General features: G+C 71.6%; 14 protein-coding genes. 8 read left to right on the top strand and 6 right to left on the bottom strand.

Annotated elements, in window-relative coordinates; genetic code table 11:
* Together LRS07_RS21585 and ffh are read right to left on the bottom strand one after the other, a co-directional pair.
* Entirely contained in the window at positions 1-669 is a 669-nt protein-coding gene (locus LRS07_RS21585; RefSeq protein WP_260499961.1) for a DUF2726 domain-containing protein, read from the bottom strand.
* A 91-nt stretch (positions 670-760) separates the two neighbouring features.
* Positions 761-2,125 (bottom strand): signal recognition particle protein, encoded by a 1,365-nt coding sequence (ffh, locus tag LRS07_RS21580; RefSeq protein ID WP_260499960.1) that lies wholly within the window; start codon positions 2,123-2,125, stop codon positions 761-763.
* 51 nt (positions 2,126-2,176) lie between these two features.
* On the opposite strand from ffh, the gene LRS07_RS21575 reads away from it, so the two are divergent.
* The 8 genes from LRS07_RS21575 (at position 2,177) to LRS07_RS21540 (ending at position 12,741) form a co-directional block, all read left to right on the top strand.
* Positions 2,177-3,022 (top strand): cytochrome C assembly family protein, encoded by an 846-nt coding sequence (locus LRS07_RS21575; RefSeq protein ID WP_260499959.1) that lies wholly within the window; start codon positions 2,177-2,179, stop codon positions 3,020-3,022.
* The gene (locus LRS07_RS21570) at positions 3,019-3,297 is read left to right on the top strand and encodes a PP0621 family protein (protein WP_260499958.1); all 279 of its coding nucleotides are present in this window, start codon (positions 3,019-3,021) and stop codon (positions 3,295-3,297) included. The genes LRS07_RS21575 and LRS07_RS21570 overlap by 4 nt, the downstream gene beginning before the upstream one ends.
* Positions 3,284-5,185 carry a two-component system sensor histidine kinase NtrB gene (locus tag LRS07_RS21565; RefSeq protein ID WP_260499957.1) on the top strand — a complete coding sequence of 634 codons (1,902 nt, stop codon included), beginning with the start codon at positions 3,284-3,286 and terminating at the stop codon, positions 5,183-5,185. Before LRS07_RS21570 ends, LRS07_RS21565 begins: the two co-directional genes overlap by 14 nt.
* Positions 5,182-6,768 (top strand): sigma-54-dependent transcriptional regulator, encoded by a 1,587-nt coding sequence (locus LRS07_RS21560; protein WP_260499956.1) that lies wholly within the window; start codon positions 5,182-5,184, stop codon positions 6,766-6,768. The genes LRS07_RS21565 and LRS07_RS21560 overlap by 4 nt, the downstream gene beginning before the upstream one ends.
* 2 nt (positions 6,769-6,770) lie before the next feature.
* Complete coding sequence (gene ampD / locus LRS07_RS21555; RefSeq protein ID WP_409450577.1) at positions 6,771-7,364, top strand: 1,6-anhydro-N-acetylmuramyl-L-alanine amidase AmpD; 594 nt, start codon at positions 6,771-6,773, stop codon at positions 7,362-7,364.
* A gap of 302 nt (positions 7,365-7,666) precedes the next feature.
* Complete coding sequence (locus LRS07_RS21550; RefSeq protein ID WP_260499955.1) at positions 7,667-10,576, top strand: ribonucleoside-diphosphate reductase subunit alpha; 2,910 nt, start codon at positions 7,667-7,669, stop codon at positions 10,574-10,576.
* Between the two features lie 147 nt (positions 10,577-10,723).
* Positions 10,724-11,965 carry a ribonucleotide-diphosphate reductase subunit beta gene (locus LRS07_RS21545; protein ID WP_260499954.1) on the top strand — a complete coding sequence of 414 codons (1,242 nt, stop codon included), beginning with the start codon at positions 10,724-10,726 and terminating at the stop codon, positions 11,963-11,965.
* 275 nt (positions 11,966-12,240) lie between these two features.
* Positions 12,241-12,741, top strand: coding sequence for a histone H1-like DNA-binding protein (locus LRS07_RS21540; RefSeq protein ID WP_260499953.1), 501 nt, complete (start codon positions 12,241-12,243; stop codon positions 12,739-12,741).
* Between the two features lie 104 nt (positions 12,742-12,845).
* Here LRS07_RS21540 and LRS07_RS21535 read toward each other — a convergent pair whose 3' ends face one another.
* The 4 genes from LRS07_RS21535 to accC all read right to left on the bottom strand — a co-directional run bounded on the left by LRS07_RS21535 (position 12,846) and on the right by accC (position 17,309).
* Positions 12,846-13,757 carry a carbohydrate kinase family protein gene (locus tag LRS07_RS21535; protein ID WP_260499952.1) on the bottom strand — a complete coding sequence of 304 codons (912 nt, stop codon included), beginning with the start codon at positions 13,755-13,757 and terminating at the stop codon, positions 12,846-12,848.
* 12 nt (positions 13,758-13,769) lie between these two features.
* A complete protein-coding gene (locus tag LRS07_RS21530; protein WP_260499951.1) occupies positions 13,770-14,945 on the bottom strand; it encodes a zinc-ribbon and DUF3426 domain-containing protein in 1,176 nt (391 codons plus the stop codon).
* Positions 14,946-15,054: 109 nt separating this feature from the next.
* Complete coding sequence (gene prmA / locus LRS07_RS21525; RefSeq protein ID WP_260499950.1) at positions 15,055-15,957, bottom strand: 50S ribosomal protein L11 methyltransferase; 903 nt, start codon at positions 15,955-15,957, stop codon at positions 15,055-15,057.
* A 2-nt stretch (positions 15,958-15,959) separates the two neighbouring features.
* Positions 15,960-17,309 (bottom strand): acetyl-CoA carboxylase biotin carboxylase subunit, encoded by a 1,350-nt coding sequence (gene accC / locus LRS07_RS21520; protein WP_260499949.1) that lies wholly within the window; start codon positions 17,307-17,309, stop codon positions 15,960-15,962.
* Positions 17,310-17,316 lie beyond the last annotated feature (7 nt).

The raw sequence follows: 17,316 nt of genomic DNA, 5'->3' as shown, positions 1-17,316 counted from the left end.
TCAACCCTTGTCGCGCGGCAGGCTCGGCTCGTCGTCGAAGTCGTCGAACCAGGTGGAGGGCCGGGCCTCGCGCGGGGCCGCGTTGAAGCGGTCGTCGTCGGGCAGGGCGCCCGGCGTGGTGCGCGGCGCGTCGACGCCGCCTGCCGGCTCGGGCAGGCCGAGCAGCCCGCGCACCGAGTCGATGGCCGGCAGCGGGTCGTCCGGCCACACGAACACCGGGATGCCGGCGGCCTTCAGCACCCGCTGCATGCGCGCCAGCCGCATCTCGGCGCGGGCGCTGGGCCGCGCCGGTTGCAGCTCCACCACCGCCAGCACCTGGAACGATGGCGAGCACACCAGCAGGTCGGCGTTGAGCCGGCCCACCCGCCCCATCCAGCGGGCGTAGGACTGCCGGGTCGGCACGCGCAGGAAGCGCGCCAGCGGCACCTGGGCCAGGATGCGGTGATCGGGCAGGGCGCGCCGCAGCAGGTCGAAGGCCTGGCGTTCGACCGGGTGCAGCAGCGGGGTCGCGGTGGGCGGCCAGTCGGCCACCGTGTCGAGCGCCGGGCCCCGTTCGTCGGCCGGCCTGGCGCCCCCGCGCCGCCAGGCCCACGCGGCGACCAGCAGCAGCAGGACCAGGCCGGCCAGCCACCAGGGCCAGGCGATCGACAACAGCGGGGAGGGCGTCATGGTGGGGGGTCTACAACAACCCCGGGGCGTTGCGGCAAGGCGCGCGCCCGTCAAGGTGTCCGGTCGCAACCGGAGGCGATGGGGCCTGCGTTCAGCGACCCATGCCGGGCAGGCCCTTCATGCCGCCCATGCGCTTCATCATCTTCATCAGGCCGCCGCCCTTCATCTTCTTCATCATGGTCTGCATCTGCTCGAACTGGTTGAGCAGGCGGTTGACCTCCTGCACCTGCACGCCGGCACCGGCGGCGATGCGGCGCTTACGGCTGGCCTTGAGCAGCTCCGGCTTGCGGCGCTCCAGCGGCGTCATCGAGCGGATGATGCCCTCCATGCGGCGCACGTCGCGCTCGGCCTTGTCCATGTCGGCCTGGCCGGCCTTGGCCTGCATCTCGCTGGGCAGCTTGTCCATCAGGCCGGACAGCCCGCCCATCTTCTTCATCTGGCTGATCTGCGAAAGGAAGTCCTCCAGGTCGAAGCCGGCGCCGGACTTGACCTTGTCGGCCAGCTTCTGCGCGGCCTGGAGGTCGACGCCCTTCTGCACCTCCTCGACAAGGGCGACGATGTCGCCCATGCCGAGCACCCGACCGGCATGGCGCTCGGCGTCGAACACCTCCAGCCCGTCGATCTTCTCGCTCACGCCGGCGAACTTGATCGGGGCGCCGGTGACCTGCCGCACCGACAGCGCGGCGCCGCCGCGCGAGTCGCCGTCGAGCTTGGTCAGCACGATGCCGGTCAGCGGCAGCGCTTCCCTGAAGGCCTTGGCGGTGTTGACCGCGTCCTGGCCCTGCATGGCGTCGACGACGAACAGCGTCTCGATCGGCTTCAGGGCCGCGTGCAGGTCGCGGATCTCGGCCATCAGCGCCTCGTCGATGGCCAGCCGGCCGGCGGTGTCGACGAGCAGCACGTCGATGTAGTGGCGCCGCGCGTAATCGAGCGCCGCCAGCGCGATGTCGCGCGGCTTCTGGCCGGCGTCGGACGGGAACCACTCCGCGCCCGCCTGCTGGGTCACCGTCTTCAGCTGCTCGATGGCGGCCGGCCGGTAGACGTCGGCCGAGACGGTGAGCACCTTCTTGCGGCGGCGCTCGATCAGGTGCTTGGCCAGCTTGGCGGTGGTGGTGGTCTTGCCCGCGCCCTGCAGGCCGGCCATGAGGATGACGGCCGGCGGCTGGGTGGCGAGGTCGAGGTCGCTGACCCCTTCCCCGATGGTCGCGGCCAGCTCCTTGTGCACGATGCCCACCAGCACCTGGCCCGGGTTGAGCGAGCCCACCACCTCCTGGCCCAGCGCCTTCATCTTCACGCGGGCGATGAAGTCGCGCACCACCGGCAGCGCGACGTCGGCCTCCAGCAGCGCCATGCGCACCTCGCGCAGCATGTCCTGCACGTTGTCTTCGGTGATGCGGGCCTGGCCGCGCATCGTCTTGACGAGGCGTGAAAGGCGGTCGGTGAGGGTGGATGCCATGCGGCTGCAGGTGCGGGCGCGCCCCGGGGTGGAACACTTAAACTCGACTCGATGATTCTATCGATCGGTCCCGCCGCCGGCCCTCTGTGGCAGGCGCTGGCCCTGGCGGCCGCGGTGGCCTACGCCGCCGCGGCGCTGGCGCCGGAAGGCGCCCCCGGCGGACACCGCGTGGCGGCGCTGACGCTGGTCGTCGGCTGGCTGGTGCACGCGCTGGTGTGGCTGGGCGCCATCGCGGGACTCGACGAACCGGGACAGGGCCCGCGCTTCGGCTTCGCGCCGGTGCTGTCGGTGACGGTCTGGCTGGTGCTGGGCGTGCACGCGGTGGAAAGCCGCTTCTTCCCGCTGCCCGGCGTGCGCCGGGTGCTGGCCGCGCTCGGGGTCGTGGTGGTGCTGCTGGCGCTGGCCTTTCCCGGCGACCGGCACCCGGTGGCCTCCCCCTGGCTGCCGCTGCACTGGCTGCTGGGCGTCGCCTCCTACGGGCTGTTCGGCGCGGCGGTGCTGCATGGCTGGCTGCTCGACCGCGCCGAGGGCCAGCTGCGCGGCCGGCAGCTGCAGCCGCTGGCGGCGGGCGGGCCGGCCGGCCCGCTCGGGCTGCCGCTGCTGCGGCTGGAGAAGCTGACCTTCCGCTTCGTCGAGGCCGGCTTCGTCGTGCTCACCGCGGCGCTGCTGCTCGGCGCCGGGGCCAGCGCCAACTGGCGCTGGGACCACAAGACGGTGTTCTCGCTGCTCGGCTGGGCGGTGTTCGCCGCCCTCATCGTGGGCCGCCACTGGCAGGGCTGGCGCGGCCGCCGCGCGACGCGCTGGCTCTACGTCGGAGCCGGCCTGCTGGCCCTGGCCTACCTCGGCTCGCGCTTCGTGCTCGAGGTGCTGCTGCAGCGGGGGACGGTGGCCGCATGAAGTACCTGATCTGGGTCCTGGTCATCGGCCTGCTGTGGTGGTGGTGGACGGTCAAGGCGCGCGGGCCGCGCACGCCACCCCCGCGGTCCCAGCCGGCCGACAGGGCGGCGGCACCGAGCGGCCCGCAGCCGATGGTGCGCTGCGCCTACTGCGGGCTGCACCTGCCGCGCAACGAGGCGCTGCCGCCGCCACCGGCCGTCGACGCCGGTGTCGGCGCGCAGACCGAGCGCCTCTACTGCAGCGAGGCCCACCGCGCCGCCGATGCCGGCCGCTGAGGACCGCCTGCGGCGCGCCGAGCGCCGCCGCGCCGAGCGCCGGCGGGCCGAGGACGCACGGGCCTGGGAGGTCCCTGGCTTCGGCTCGCCGGCCGACACCGCCTGGCTGGCGTCCGGCGACGAGGACGACGACCGCAGTCGGCTCTCGCCCGACTGGCAGGCCGCCGAGGCGGACACCCGCTTCCTGTCGCGCCAGGCGCGTCGGCTGGTGAGCGGCAGCGGCGGCTTCGACCGCATCTACCGCGCCTTCGTCGCCGCCCGCGCCGGGCTGGGCCTGGCGCTGGTGCTGGCGCAGGGCCTGGCCTGGCTGCTGAGCCCGACGCCGAGCGCGGTCTCCGCGCTGCTGTGCGTGGCCTATGCGGCGCAGGCGCTGGCGCTGTGGCTGCTGCCGCGCTTCGGCGGCCGGGTGCGGCCGGCCGCGATGGCACGTCCCGGCAGCGGACCGTGGCTGGCCACCATCGGCGTCGACCTGCTGGCCTTCTCGCTGCTGCACCTGCTGTCGCGCCAGGGCGCGCTGAACTACACGCCGCTGCTGGTGCTGCCGCTGCTGATGGCCGGGGTGCTGAGCCCGCGCCTGCTGGCGCTGGGCACCGCCTCGGCCGTGGCCCTGATGCTGCTGGGCGTGGCCTGGCGCGGTGTGCAGGAAGGCGGCGAGGTGGCCACCCTGATGGCGCAGGCGGGCCTGGCCGGCATCGGCTTCTTCGTGCTGACGCTGCTGGCCGGCGAACTGGCCGGCCGTCTCGCCCGCGAGGAGCGCACCGCGCGCGGCAGCATGGCGCTGGCGCGCCAGCAGGCACAGCTCAACCGCCTGGTGATCGAGCAGATGCACGAGGGCGTGATGGTGGTCGACCGGCGCAGCCGGGTGCGCACCGCCAACCCGGCGGCCCGGCTGCTGCTCGGCGAGGCGGGCATGTGGCCGCCGGCGCCGTTCACGCTGGACGACAGCGAGGCCTGGCGAGCGCTGCGCGACGCCGTGCAGCAGGCCTTCGACGACCGGGCCTGGCCGACCGACGGCCGCGAAGTGCCGCTGCGCTTCGCCGGCGGCAGCCAGCGCACGGTGGTCGCCCGCCTGCGCTTCACCCCGCCGGGCACGCGGGCCGCCGACGGCCAGGCGGGCGAACTGCTCGCGGTGCTGTTCCTGGAGGACCTGCGCCTGGTGCAGGCGCGCACGCGCGACGCCAAGCTGGCCGCCATGGGCCGCATGTCGGCCGGCATCGCGCACGAGATCCGCAACCCGCTGGCCGCCATCACCCAGGCCAACGCACTGCTGGAGGAAGACGAGCTGAGCGACGGCCAGCGCCTGCTCACGCGCATGGTGGGCGAGAACGCGCAGCGGCTGAAGCGCATCGTCGACGACGTGATGGAGGTGGCGCCCGGCGTGCCGCCGGCGCCGGTGGTCTTCGACGCCCGGGAGGCGGTGGCCGCGATGGTCGACGACTGGCGGCGTGCGCACCGCCTGCCCGCCGACGGCAGCAGCCCGCTGCAGGCCGTCTGGCCGTCGCAATCGTTGCCGGTGCGCTTCGAGCCCGAGCACCTGCGCCGGGTGCTGGTCAACCTGCTCGACAACGGCCTGCGCCATGCCAGCGGCCGGCCGGCCTCGGTGCGCCTGCGGCTGGACCGGGCCGACGACGGCCAGGTGCGGCTGGCCGTGCGCAGCGACGGCGAGCCGATCGCACCGGAGGTGGAGCGTTACCTCTTCGAGCCCTTCTATTCGACGCGCAGCCGCGGCACCGGGCTCGGCCTGTATATTTGCCGCGAGCTGTGCGGGCGTTACGGCGCACGGATCGACTACCGACTGCGGGACCCGGACGAGGACTGCCGCAACGAGTTCGTCGTGCTGATGCGCGGCGGCGATGCTGCAGGGTCCGAGGCCACCTCCTCCACGTGACGACCTCTCCTCCCTCGCACTTCAGCCTGCTGGTCATCGACGACGAGCCGGACCTGCGCACGCTGTACGAGCTCACGCTGCTGCGTGAGGGCTACGACGTGGAAACCGCCGGCTCCGTGCAGGACGCGCTGCTGCAGTTGCGCGACCGCACCTACAGCGCCGTCATCACCGACATGCGGCTGCCCGACGGCAGCGGGCTGGACATCCTGCGCTCGCTGGAGGAGCGGGGCCGGCGCGAGAAGACCATCGTCATCACCGCCTACGGCTCGTCGGAGAACGCGGTGGAGGCGCTCAAGTGCGGCGCCTTCGACTACCTGACCAAGCCGGTGGACCTGCGGCAGTTCCGGCAGGTGGTGGCGTCGGCGCTCGGCCGGCTGCCGCAGGGCGGGCCGACCGTGGTGCCGTCGAGCCTGCCGTCGGCCGGCGGCGCGCCGGCCCCCGCCGCCGCGGGCGAGCCCGCCGTGCGGCGCAGCCCGGTGCCGCCGGCGGCGGTGGTGAACAGCGCCGAAGCCGCGGCGCCGGTGGCCGTCAGCCTGGCGCGCATGGTCGGCCAGTCGCAGGCCATGCAGCAGGTGCGGGCGCTGGTGGACAAGGTGGCCCGCAGCATGGCGCCGGTGCTGGTGCAGGGCGAGTCCGGCACCGGCAAGGAACTGGTGGCAAGGGCCATCCACGAGGTGTCGTCGCGGGCCGGCCAGCCGTTCATCGCGGTCAACTGCGGCGCCATCCCGGAGGCGCTGCTCGAGGCGGAGTTCTTCGGCTACCGCAAGGGCGCCTTCACCGGCGCGCAGGAGGACCGCGAGGGCTTCTTCCAGGCGGCGAACGGCGGCACGTTGTTCCTCGACGAGATCGGCGACCTGCCGCTGGCCATGCAGAGCAAGCTGCTGCGCGTGATCCAGGAACGCGCGGTGCGGCCGGTGGGCGCGACGGCGGAGCAGCCGGTCAACGTGCGGCTGGTCAGTGCCACCCACAAGGACCTGCAGACCGAGGTGATGGCCGGCCGCTTCCGGCAGGACCTGTACTACCGGCTCAACGTCATCCAGATCCGGGTGCCGCCGCTGCGCGAGCGGCTGGAGGACCTGCCGTCGCTGTGCGATGCGGTGCTGCAGCGCATCGCGCGCGACGCCGGCGTGTCGCCGCGGCCGATGCTCTCGCGCGAGGCGCTGGCGCACCTGGCCGGCTACGGCTTTCCCGGCAACGTGCGCGAACTGGAGAACCTGCTGCACCGCGCGGTGGCGCTGTCCAGCGGCGAGGTGATCGAACGCGCCGACCTCGGCCTGCCCGACGACGTGTTCGTCGACAGCGAGCTGGTGGAACTGGACGCGGCGCCCGCCGCGCCGGCGCCGGCTGCGGCACCGCCGGGTGTGGCGGCCGGGGAGGCGCCGCTGCCCACCGACCTGGTCGCCCACCTCGACGACGTGGAGCGCGACATCCTCGTGCGGGCGCTGGAGCGCCACCGCTTCAACCGCACCGCCGCCGGTGCCAGCCTCGGCCTGTCACTGCGGCAGATGCGCTACCGCATGGCGCGGCTGGGCATCAACGTGGCCGACCACCTCGGACTGGGTCCGCTGGACAAGGGGCCCTGACCTTGGGCGCGTCGACGGGCTGGACCGACGGCTGGTGGTCCGGCGCGCGGGCGGTGCCGTCGCCGAACTTCGGGCCGCGGCCGGCCGGCGTCGCGGTCGACCTGCTGCTGCTGCACTCGATCAGCCTGCCGCCGGGCGTCTACGGCGGGCCGCAGATCGAGCAGCTGTTCACCAACCGGCTGGACTGGGACGCGCACCCTTACTTCGGGCAGATCCGGGGCCTGCAGGTGTCGTCGCACTTCGTGATCCGGCGCGACGGCGAAGCGCTGCAGTTCGTCTCCTGCGATCACCGGGCCTGGCATGCGGGGCGCTCGAGCTGGCGCGGCCGCGACAACTGCAACGACTACGCGGTCGGCGTGGAGCTGGAGGGGCTGGAGGGCGAGCGCTTCGAGCCCGCGCAGTACGACGCGCTGGCCGCGCTTGCGCGCGCGCTGTGCGAGGCGTACCCCATCGCCGCCGTGGCCGGCCACGAGCACGTCGCGCCGGGCCGCAAGGCCGACCCCGGACCGGGCTTCGACTGGGCCCGGTTGCGGGCGTCGCTGGGGCCGTCGCACGGTGCCTCGGGCGTCGCAGGCGGCCTCGACTTCGCCGCCTGAACGAGACCGCTCTTAGCGGCCGGGGACGGTCGCCGTCAAGAGGAGTTGCGGGCACGCGCACCTCCGTTGCGGATCTCCCGCGAACGCTAGATATGGGGTAAATTCACCCTGCTCGACACCATAGCTAGTGCACCCGATGTCCCGAACCATCCACGCCCGGTGCACGGCTTCTACACATGGTTGTCCACATTCGCGCGCCCCGATGCGCGCGACCCCACCCTCCCTGTGCGCCGTCGTCTGACCGACGTCGACGCTCCGCTCCCGCCGCCGCATGGCCTGAATTGTCAGAAGAAGGACCCCGCATGCAGACCGCCGACCTCTCGCGCAGCACCGAATCCGCCCCGCTCATCGCCACGCCGGCCTCCGACCCGTCACGTGGTGCCCGCAGCGCCTACCACGGCTACCAGATCATTCGCCGCAACGGCGCGGTCGTCTCCTTCGAGCCCAGCAAGATCGCCGTCGCGCTGATGAAGGCCTTCCTCGCGGTGCATGGCACGCAGGGCGCGGCGTCGGCCAGCGTGCGCGAGACCGTCGACGGGCTGACCGAGTCGGTGGTGCGCGCGCTGCTGCGCTCGCGTCCGGGCGGCGGCACCTTCCACATTGAAGACGTGCAGGACCAGGTCGAGCTCGGCCTGATGCGCGGCGGCCACCACGAGGTGGCCCGTGCCTACGTGCTGTACCGGGAGCGCCGTGCGCAGGAGCGCGCCCGGCAGGGCGAGGCGCCGGCCGCGGCGGCCCCGCAGCTCTTCGTCACCGACGGCGGCCAGCGCGTGCCGCTGGACGAGCGCCGGCTGCAGGCGCTGGTGGAGTCGGCCTGCGCCGGCCTGGGCGACGAGGTCAAGCCGCAGCCCATCCTGGCGGAGACCCGTCGCAACCTGTACGACGGCGTGCCGCTGGACGAGGTTTACAAGGCCGCCATCCTGGCCGCGCGCACGCTGATCGAGAAGGACCCCGGCTACACCCGCGCCACGGCGCGGCTGCTGCTGCACACCATCCGCAAGGAGATCCTGGGCGAGGAGGCGGTGCAGGCCGAGATGGCCGATCGTTACGCCGAGTACTTCCCCGGGTTCATCAAGAAGGGTGTGCAGGCCGAACTGCTGGACGACAAGCTGCTGCAGTTCGACCTCGCCCGCCTGGGCGCGGCGCTGAAGCCCGAGCGCGACCTGCAGTTCGACTACCTTGGCCTGCAGACGCTGTACGACCGCTACTTCCTGCACATCGACGAGCAGCGCATCGAGCTGCCGCAGGCCTTCTTCATGCGGGTGGCGATGGGCCTGGCGCTGGGCGAGATCGACCGCGAGGCGCGTGCGATCGAGTTCTACGACGTGCTGTCCAGCTTCGACTTCATGAGCTCGACGCCGACCCTCTTCAACAGCGGCACCCGCCGCAGCCAGCTGTCGTCGTGCTACCTGACGACGGTGGCCGACGACCTGGACGGCATCTACGAGGCGCTGAAGGAGAACGCGCTGCTGTCGAAATTTGCCGGCGGCCTGGGCAACGACTGGACCCGGGTGCGCGCGCTCGGCTCCTACATCAAGGGCACCAACGGCAAGAGCCAGGGCGTGGTGCCGTTCCTCAAGGTGGTCAACGACACCGCGGTGGCGGTCAACCAGGGCGGCAAGCGCAAGGGCGCGGTCTGCGCCTACCTGGAGACCTGGCACCTGGACATCGAGGAGTTCCTGGAACTGCGCAAGAACACCGGCGACGACCGCCGGCGCACGCACGACATGAACACCGCGAACTGGGTGCCCGACCTGTTCATGAAGCGGGTGATGGAGGGCGGCGAGTGGACGCTGTTCTCGCCCAGCACCTGCCCGGACCTGCACGACAAGTTCGGCAAGGACTTCGAGGCCGCCTACACCGCCTACGAGGCCAAGGCCGAGCGCGGCGAGATCAAGCTGTTCAAGAAGATCCCGGCCAAGGACCTGTGGCGCCGCATGCTCTCGATGCTGTTCGAGACCGGCCACCCCTGGATCACCTTCAAGGACGCCTGCAACGTGCGCAGCCCGCAGCAGCACGTCGGCGTGGTGCACAGCAGCAACCTGTGCACCGAGATCACCCTGAACACCAGCGACAACGAGATCGCGGTGTGCAACCTCGGCTCGGTGAACCTGGCGCAGCACCTGAAGGACGGCCAGATCGACCAGGCGAAGCTGAAGAAGACCGTCTCCACCGCGATGCGGATGCTCGACAACGTGATCGACATCAACTACTACGCGGTGAAGAAGGCGCGCGACTCCAACCTGCGCCACCGCCCGGTCGGCCTGGGGATCATGGGCTTCCAGGACTGCCTGTACCAGCTGCGGGTGCCCTACGCCAGCGCGGCGGCGGTGGAATTCGCCGACCGCTCGATGGAGGCCGTGTGCTACCACGCCTACTGGGCGTCGACCGAGCTGGCCGAGGAGCGCGGCCGCTACTCCAGCTACCGCGGCAGCCTGTGGGACCGCGGCATCCTGCCGATCGACTCGCTCGACCTGCTGGCCGAGCAGCGCGGCGGCTACGTCGACGTGGACCGCTCGACGTCGATGGACTGGGACGCGCTGCGCGGCCGCATCGCGCAGCACGGCATGCGCAACTCGAACTGCATCGCCATCGCGCCGACGGCCACCATCTCCAACATCATCGGCGTCGACGCGTCGATCGAGCCGTCGTTCGGCAACCTGTCGGTCAAGTCCAACCTGTCCGGCGAGTTCACCGTCATCAACGAGTACCTGGTGCGCGACCTGAAGAAGCTGGGCCTCTGGGACGACATCATGGTCATGGACCTGAAGCACTTCCAGGGCTCGCTGTGGGCGATCGACCGGGTGCCCGGCGAGCTGAAGCAGCTCTACGCCACCGCCTTCGAGGTCGAGGCCGAGTGGCTGGTCGAGGCCGCCTCGCGCCGCCAGAAGTGGATCGACCAGGCGCAGAGCCTGAACATCTACATCGCCGGCGCCTCCGGCAAGAAGCTGGACGACACCTACAAGCTGGCGTGGACGCGCGGCCTGAAGACCACCTACTACCTGCGCACCAAGAGCGCCTCGCACGTCGAGATGAGCACGGTCAAGGCCGGCTCGTTGAACGCGGTGAGCGGCGCCACCGGCGGCGGCACGCGCGGCGCCTCGGCGCTCGACGCGGCGGCGGCGCAGGTGCGTGCGGCCGCGGCCGCGGAGCCGGCTTCCGACATCAAGTTCTGCGCCATCGACGACCCCGGTTGCGAAGCCTGCCAGTGACGCTGCGCGTGCGCCACACGGTCTTGCCGGCGCGCAAGACCGTGCATTCGATGCAGGCTCGCAACGAAGCGGGGTGTCAAGGCATCGCAAATGCTTGGTGTTCGCACACAACACTCAGATAATTCAATTCACAGGAAGTCCATCCACATGCTGGTCTGGGAAGACGACGTCGATCAAGGCGTTCCACGCAAGCCGTCCAACAGCGCCCCCCAAGCGGTCCGGGCCGAGTCGGTGTCTCTCCAACAATCGCCAAGGCTTCCGATCCCGCCCGTCGCCGAACCCGTCCGCGCCGCCTCGCCGGTGGTGTCGTCCAGCGTGCCGGTGACGGCCGCCCCGGCCCGGCCGGTCGCCGCCGCCGAAGCGCCCAGCGGCCGCCGCGTCAACGTGGCCGACAAGCGCATCATCAACGGCCAGACCGACGTCAACCAGCTGGTGCCCTTCAAGTACAAGTGGGCCTGGGAGAAGTACCTCGCCACCTGCGCCAACCACTGGATGCCGCAGGAAGTGAACATGAGCCGCGACATCGCGCTCTGGAAGGACCCCAACGGCCTGACCGAGGACGAGCGCCGCGTCATCAAGCGCAACCTCGGCTTCTTCGTCACCGCCGACTCGCTGGCCGCCAACAACATCACCCTCGGCACCTACCGCCACATCACGGCGCCGGAGTGCCGGCAGTTCCTGCTGCGCCAGGCCTTCGAGGAGGCCATCCACACCCACGCCTACCAGTACATCGTGGAGTCGCTGGGCCTGGACGAGAGCGAGATCTTCAACGCCTACCACGAGGTCTCGTCGATCCGCGAGAAGGACGAGTTCCTGATCCCGTTCATCGACGCGATCATGGACCCGCACTTCAAGACCGGCACGCCGGAGAACGACCAGACGCTGCTGAAGAGCCTGATCGTCTTCGCCTGCCTGATGGAAGGCCTGTTCTTCTACGTCGGCTTCACGCAGATCCTGGCGCTGGGCCGGCAGAACAAGATGACCGGCGCGGCCGAGCAGTACCAGTACATCCTGCGCGACGAGTCGATGCACTGCAACTTCGGCATCGACCTCATCAACCAGATCAAGCTGGAGAACCCGCACCTGTGGACGGCGGAGTTCAAGACCGAGATCAAGGCGCTGTTCCTGAAGGCGGTCGAGCTGGAGTACCGCTACGCCGAGGACACCATGCCGCGCGGCGTGCTGGGCCTCAACGCCTCGATGTTCAAGGGCTACCTGCGCTACATCGCCAACCGGCGGGCGACGCAGATCGGCCTCGAGGAGCTCTTCCCGAACGAGGAGAACCCGTTCCCGTGGATGAGCGAGATGATCGACCTCAAGAAGGAGCGCAATTTCTTTGAAACCCGCGTCATCGAATACCAGTCCGGTGGCGCATTGAGCTGGGACTGATTCCGCAAGGAACCAGACCGGGGGCGTGATCGACGTCCCCGACTGCCGGATGGCCGCCGCCAGAGCGACACCGCAGCCCATCGATCGGTGAGATCAAGATCCGCGAGCCCCGATGTGCCGACGCCAGAAGCGGCACGCGGCGGCTCGCCACCCCGTTCACCGACACCGGGGGTGCACCGGCCGTTGCCAAGACGGCCGGGCGACAACCGGGCGGTGAAACGCCGCGCCGACTCGAGCGGTGCGGTGCTCTTTGCAACTTGATCAAGGAGATTGAAATGGCAACTGCGAAGAAGGCTGCGGCGAAGAAGGCCCCGGCGAAGAAGGTGGCCGCCAAGAAGGCGCCCGCGAAGAAGGTGGCGGCCAAGAAGGCGCCGGCGAAGAAGGTCGCGGCCAAGAAGGTCGCCGCCAAGAAGGCGCCGGCCAAGAAGGTCGCTGCGAAGAAGGCGCCGGCCAAGAAGGCGGCGGCGAAGAAGGCCCCGGCGAAGAAGGTCGCGGCCAAGAAGGCGCCGGCCAAGAAGGCCGCTGCGAAGAAGGCGCCTGCGAAGAAGGCCGCTGCGAAGAAGGCCGCGCCTGCGAAGAAGGCGGCTGCGAAGAAGGCGCCTGCGAAGAAGGCGGCGAAGAAGGCGGCGGCCAAGAAGGCCCCGACCCCGACTGCGCCTGCGGCCCCTGCTGCAGCCCCTGCGCCCGCCGCGGCCGCGCCGGCGCCTGCGCCGGCGGCCAAGACGGCGCTGAGCCCGGCCGCGGCCTGGCCCTTCCCGACGGGCAACAAGCCCTGACGGGGCGGGGCTGTCCGGCGCCTCGGCGCCGGCCGCCTTCGGCCCCCCGGCCCGGCATCGCAAGGTGCCGGGCTTTTTTCTTTTCCGGGCCCTGGCCCTGACGGTCAGTCGACGCCCAGCGCCGCGCGGTCCAGCGTGTGGTTCTGCGGGCCGGCGCTGGCGATCTTGATCGCGCCGATGCGGTTGCCCAGCGCCACGCAGCGCTGCAGCGGCCAGCCGCGCTCCAGGCCATAGAGCAGGGCGGCGCGGAAGGCGTCGCCGCAGCCGGTCGGGTCGACCACCGCCTCGGCCTTGACGCCGGCCACCGCGGTGCGCTGGCCCTGCTCCCACACCTCGCAGCCGTCGGCGCCGAGCGTCACCACCACGCCGCGCAGGTGGGGCTGCTGCGACAGCGCCTGCAGGCTCCAGCCGGTGCGCTCGCACAGCATGCGCGCCTCGTAGTCGTTCAGCGCGACCCAGGTGGCCCGGCCGACGAAGCGCTTGAGTTCCTCGCCGTCGAACATCGGCAGGCCCTGGCCGGGGTCGAAGATGAAGGGGATGCCGGCGGCGTGCAGCTGCTCGGCGTGCAGCAGCATGGCGTCGCGTCCGTCGGGGGCGACGATGGCGATCTTCAGGTCGGCCCGCGGCGGCACCGCCGTCAGGTGCGCGTTCTGCATCGCGCCCGGGTGGAAGGCGGTGATCTGGTTGTTGTCGGTGTCGGTGATGATGATGGCCTGGGCGGTGTAGGTGCCGCCGTCACGCCGCACGCAGCTGGTGTCCGCCCCCCAGGCCTGCAGCCGCGTCAGGTAGTCGCCGCCGTCGTTGCCGAGGGCGGCCAGCACCACCGCCTGACCGCCGAGCTGGTGCAGGCTGTAGGCGATGTTGCCGGCGCAGCCGCCGAACTCCCGGCGCAGCGTCGGCACGAGGAAGGACACGTTCAGGATGTGCACCTGCTCGGGCAGGATCTGCTGCGCGAAGCGGCCGGGGAAGGTTGTGATGGTGTCGAAGGCGAGTGAGCCGCAGATCAGGGCCGGCATGGGGTTCTTTCGTCAGGGGTAGAAGATCTCGACGGTGTAGCCGGCGACCTTGGCGCCGTCGACGCCGACCACCGCCTGCAGCGAAAGGTCGCTGCGGGCGGCGATGCGCGGCTCGGTCGCCCCGAGCTCGGCCAGCGTCAGCACCTTTCGCGCCACCAGGTCGCCCTGGCTGTCGGTCAGCGCCAGCTCGACGGAGGGCAGCGCCACCGCCAGGTCCAGCCGGTTGCGCAGCACGAGGGTCAGGCGGTAGCGGTCCGGGGCGCCGGCCTGCACCAGCGCGCTGGTGTCGACGACCAGGCCGTCCAGCCGGCGCACCGGCGGCAGCGTGCAGCCGGCGACGCCGCACAGCGACTGCAGCAGCGGCTCCGCGCCCGGTGCATGGGCGGCCAGCCAGCCGCGGCCGTGCCAGGCTAGCTGGCCGAGCAGCAGCAGCGCCAACAGCAGCGACGCCGCCACCAGACCGGCACGCACCTGCGGGCGCTGCCAGCGCTCGACGCTTTCGGCCTGGCGCACGAAGGTGGGCGCCTCGTCGTCGAGCACCGGGGGCGCGGGCCGTGGGGCCGGCGCGGGCTGCGGCCGGGGCGCAGCGGCCTGCAGCGGCACCGGTGCCGACGGCGGCGGCGGCAGGCCGTCGACCAGGTCGACGTTGAAGCGCGCATGCGCGAAGCCGCTGCCGTCGTCGTCCTCGCCGTCCGCCTCGTTCCCGGTCACGGCAGGGGCCGACGCGTCCTCGTCGGCCGAGCGGCGCATCAGCAGCGGGCCGTCGCGCAGCAGGTGGGCCAGTTCGGGGTCTCGCGGCGTGGCCGGGGGCGCCGGTCGCGCCGCGGTGGGCGCGCCTTCCGTTCCGCCCGCCGGCACGGCCGGCCACGTCGACGTCGTGCGCGGCGGCGGCGCGATCGGCGCTGCGCCATCGTCCAGCCCCGCCGCCGCCGAACCGGCCGGCGCCTGTGATGGAGGCGGCACCGCGGCGGTGTCGGCTGCCGGCGCCGTCACCAGTGGCCCGAGCCCCGCCGGCCGTGAGCCGCTCCAGGGCGGCGGCACATCGCGCTCCAGGTCGAACACGCTTTCGCGGGCGTTGAAGATCTCGCCGCAGCGGCCGCAGCGCACCCAGCCGTCCGACACCTTGAGCTGGTCCTCGACGACCCGGAACACGGTGCCGCAGGCGGCGCAGCGGGTCGCCAGGCTCAATGTCAGCCCCTCGTCCGCCGGGCACGCCGGCCGATCCCCCATGGGGAGGGCGGGCCGGCCCGAGAGCGGCACGGCGCTCGGCCCGCCTGCAGCGCTTCGGTCCAGGGGGTCATGCCGGCAGGCTCCCGGTCATAAGGATCCAGCCATCGTCCTCGTCGGCCACCTGCAGCCGGCACCAGGGCGCGTAGGCGTCCTGCAGCAGCGCGGCCTGCCGCGACAGGATGCCCGCCAGCACCAGGTCGCCGCCGGGCCGGACGTGGCCGCACAGCAGCGGCGCCAGCAGCGTCAGCGGCGTGGCCAGGATGTTGGCCAGCACCAGCGGGTAGCGGCCCTGGGCGCGGTCCGGCAGCCCCGCGTGGAGCTGCACGCCGTTGGCGGCGGCGTTGGCTTCGGTGGCGGTGACCGCGGCAGGGTCGATGTCCACCGCGTCGATGCCGCGCGCGCCGTGCAGCGCCGCGCCGATGGCCAGGATGCCGGAGCCGCAGCCGTAGTCCAGCACCCGGTCCCAGCCGGCGCTGCGGTGGTCGGCCTGGCGCGCGATCCAGCGCAGGCACATGCGGGTGGTCGGGTGGGTGCCGGTGCCGAAGGCCAGGCCCGGATCGAGCCGGATCACCTTCGCGGCGCCGGCCGGCGGCTGGTGCCAGCTGGGCACGATCCAGAAGTCGTCGGCGACGTGCACCGGCGCGAACTGCGACTGGGTGATGCGCACCCAGTCCTCGTCGGGCACCACGTCCAGCGACTGCACCTGCAGGCCGTCGGTCCAGTCCTGCGCCAGCAGCAGGGTGAGGGCGTCGGTGGCCTGCGCCTCCTCGGCGAACAGCGCCTTCAGCGTCGAACGGTCCCAGCCGGACTGCGGTGGCGGCAGGCCGGGTTCGCCGAACAGCGCCCGCTCGGCACCGCTGTCCGCGTCGGCGTCCTCCACCGACACCGACAGCGCCTCCAACTCGCCCATCAGCGCCTCGGACACCGGCTCGACCAGCGCCTGCGGCGCGCGCAGCACCAGCTCGAACATGGTCAGCGCTTGTGCTGGGCCATCCAGCCTTCGAGGTAGTGGATGCTGGTGCCGCCCTCGACGAACTTGGCGTCCACCATCAGCTCGCGGTGCAGCGGGATGTTGGTCGAGATGCCCTCGACCACCGTCTCCTGCAGGGCGGTGCACATGCGCGCCAGCGCCTGGTCGCGGGTGTCGCCGTGGCAGATGATCTTGCCGATCATCGAGTCGTAGTTCGGCGGCACGTAGTAGTTGGTGTAGGCGTGCGAGTCGACGCGCACGCCCGGCCCGCCCGGCGGGTGCCACATGGTGATGCGGCCGGGCGAGGGGGTGAACTTGTACGGGTCCTCGGCGTTGATGCGGCACTCGATGGCGTGGCCGCGCATCTGGATGTTGCGCTGCGTGAAGGGCAGTTTCTCGCCGGCGGCGATGCGGATCTGCATCTGCACGATGTCGATGCCCGTCACGAGTTCGGTCACCGGGTGCTCCACCTGCACCCGGGTGTTCATCTCGATGAAGTAGAACTCGCCGTTCTCGTAGAGGAACTCGAACGTGCCGGCGCCGCGGTAGCCGATCTTCTTGCAGGCGGCGGCGCAGCGTTCGCCGATGCGCTCGATCACCCGGCGCGGGATGCCCGGCGCCGGCGCCTCCTCGATGATCTTCTGGTGCCGGCGCTGCATCGAACAGTCGCGTTCGCCGAGCCACACCGCGTTGCGGTGGGTGTCGGCCAGCACCTGGATCTCGATGTGCCGCGGGTTCTCCAGGAACTTCTCCATGTAGACCGACGGATTGCCGAAAGCCGCGCCGGCCTCGCTGCGCGTCATCTGCACCGCGTTGACCAGCGCCGCCTCCGTGTGCACCACCCGCATGCCGCGGCCACCGCCGCCGCCGGCCGCCTTGATGATCACCGGGTAGCCGATGGCACGCGCCTGCCGGACGATCTCCTTCGGGTCGTCGGGCAGCGCGCCTTCGGAGCCCGGCACGCAGGGCACGCCGGACTTGATCATCGCCTGCTTGGCAGACACCTTGTCGCCCATCACGCGGATCGATTCCGGCGTCGGTCCGATGAAGGTGAAGCCGCTCTTTTCCACCCGCTCGGCGAAGTCGGCGTTCTCGCTGAGGAAGCCGTAGCCGGGGTGGATGGCCTCGGCGTCCGTCACCTCCGCGGTGGAGATGATGGCCGGCATGTTGAGGTAGCTCTGGGCCGACGGCGCGGGGCCGATGCACACCGCCTCGTCGGCCAGCTTGACGTACTTGGCGTCGCGGTCGGCTTCGGAATACACCACCACCGACCTCACGCCCATCTCACGGCAGGCGCGCTGGATGCGCAGTGCGATCTCGCCCCGGTTGGCGATCAGGATCTTCTTGAACATGCCCGCC

Origin of the sequence: Aquabacterium sp. J223, assembly GCF_024666615.1 — a bacterium.
GTDB lineage: Bacteria > Pseudomonadota > Gammaproteobacteria > Burkholderiales > Burkholderiaceae_C > J223.
This window is presented reverse-complemented; position numbering and strand designations above follow the sequence as displayed.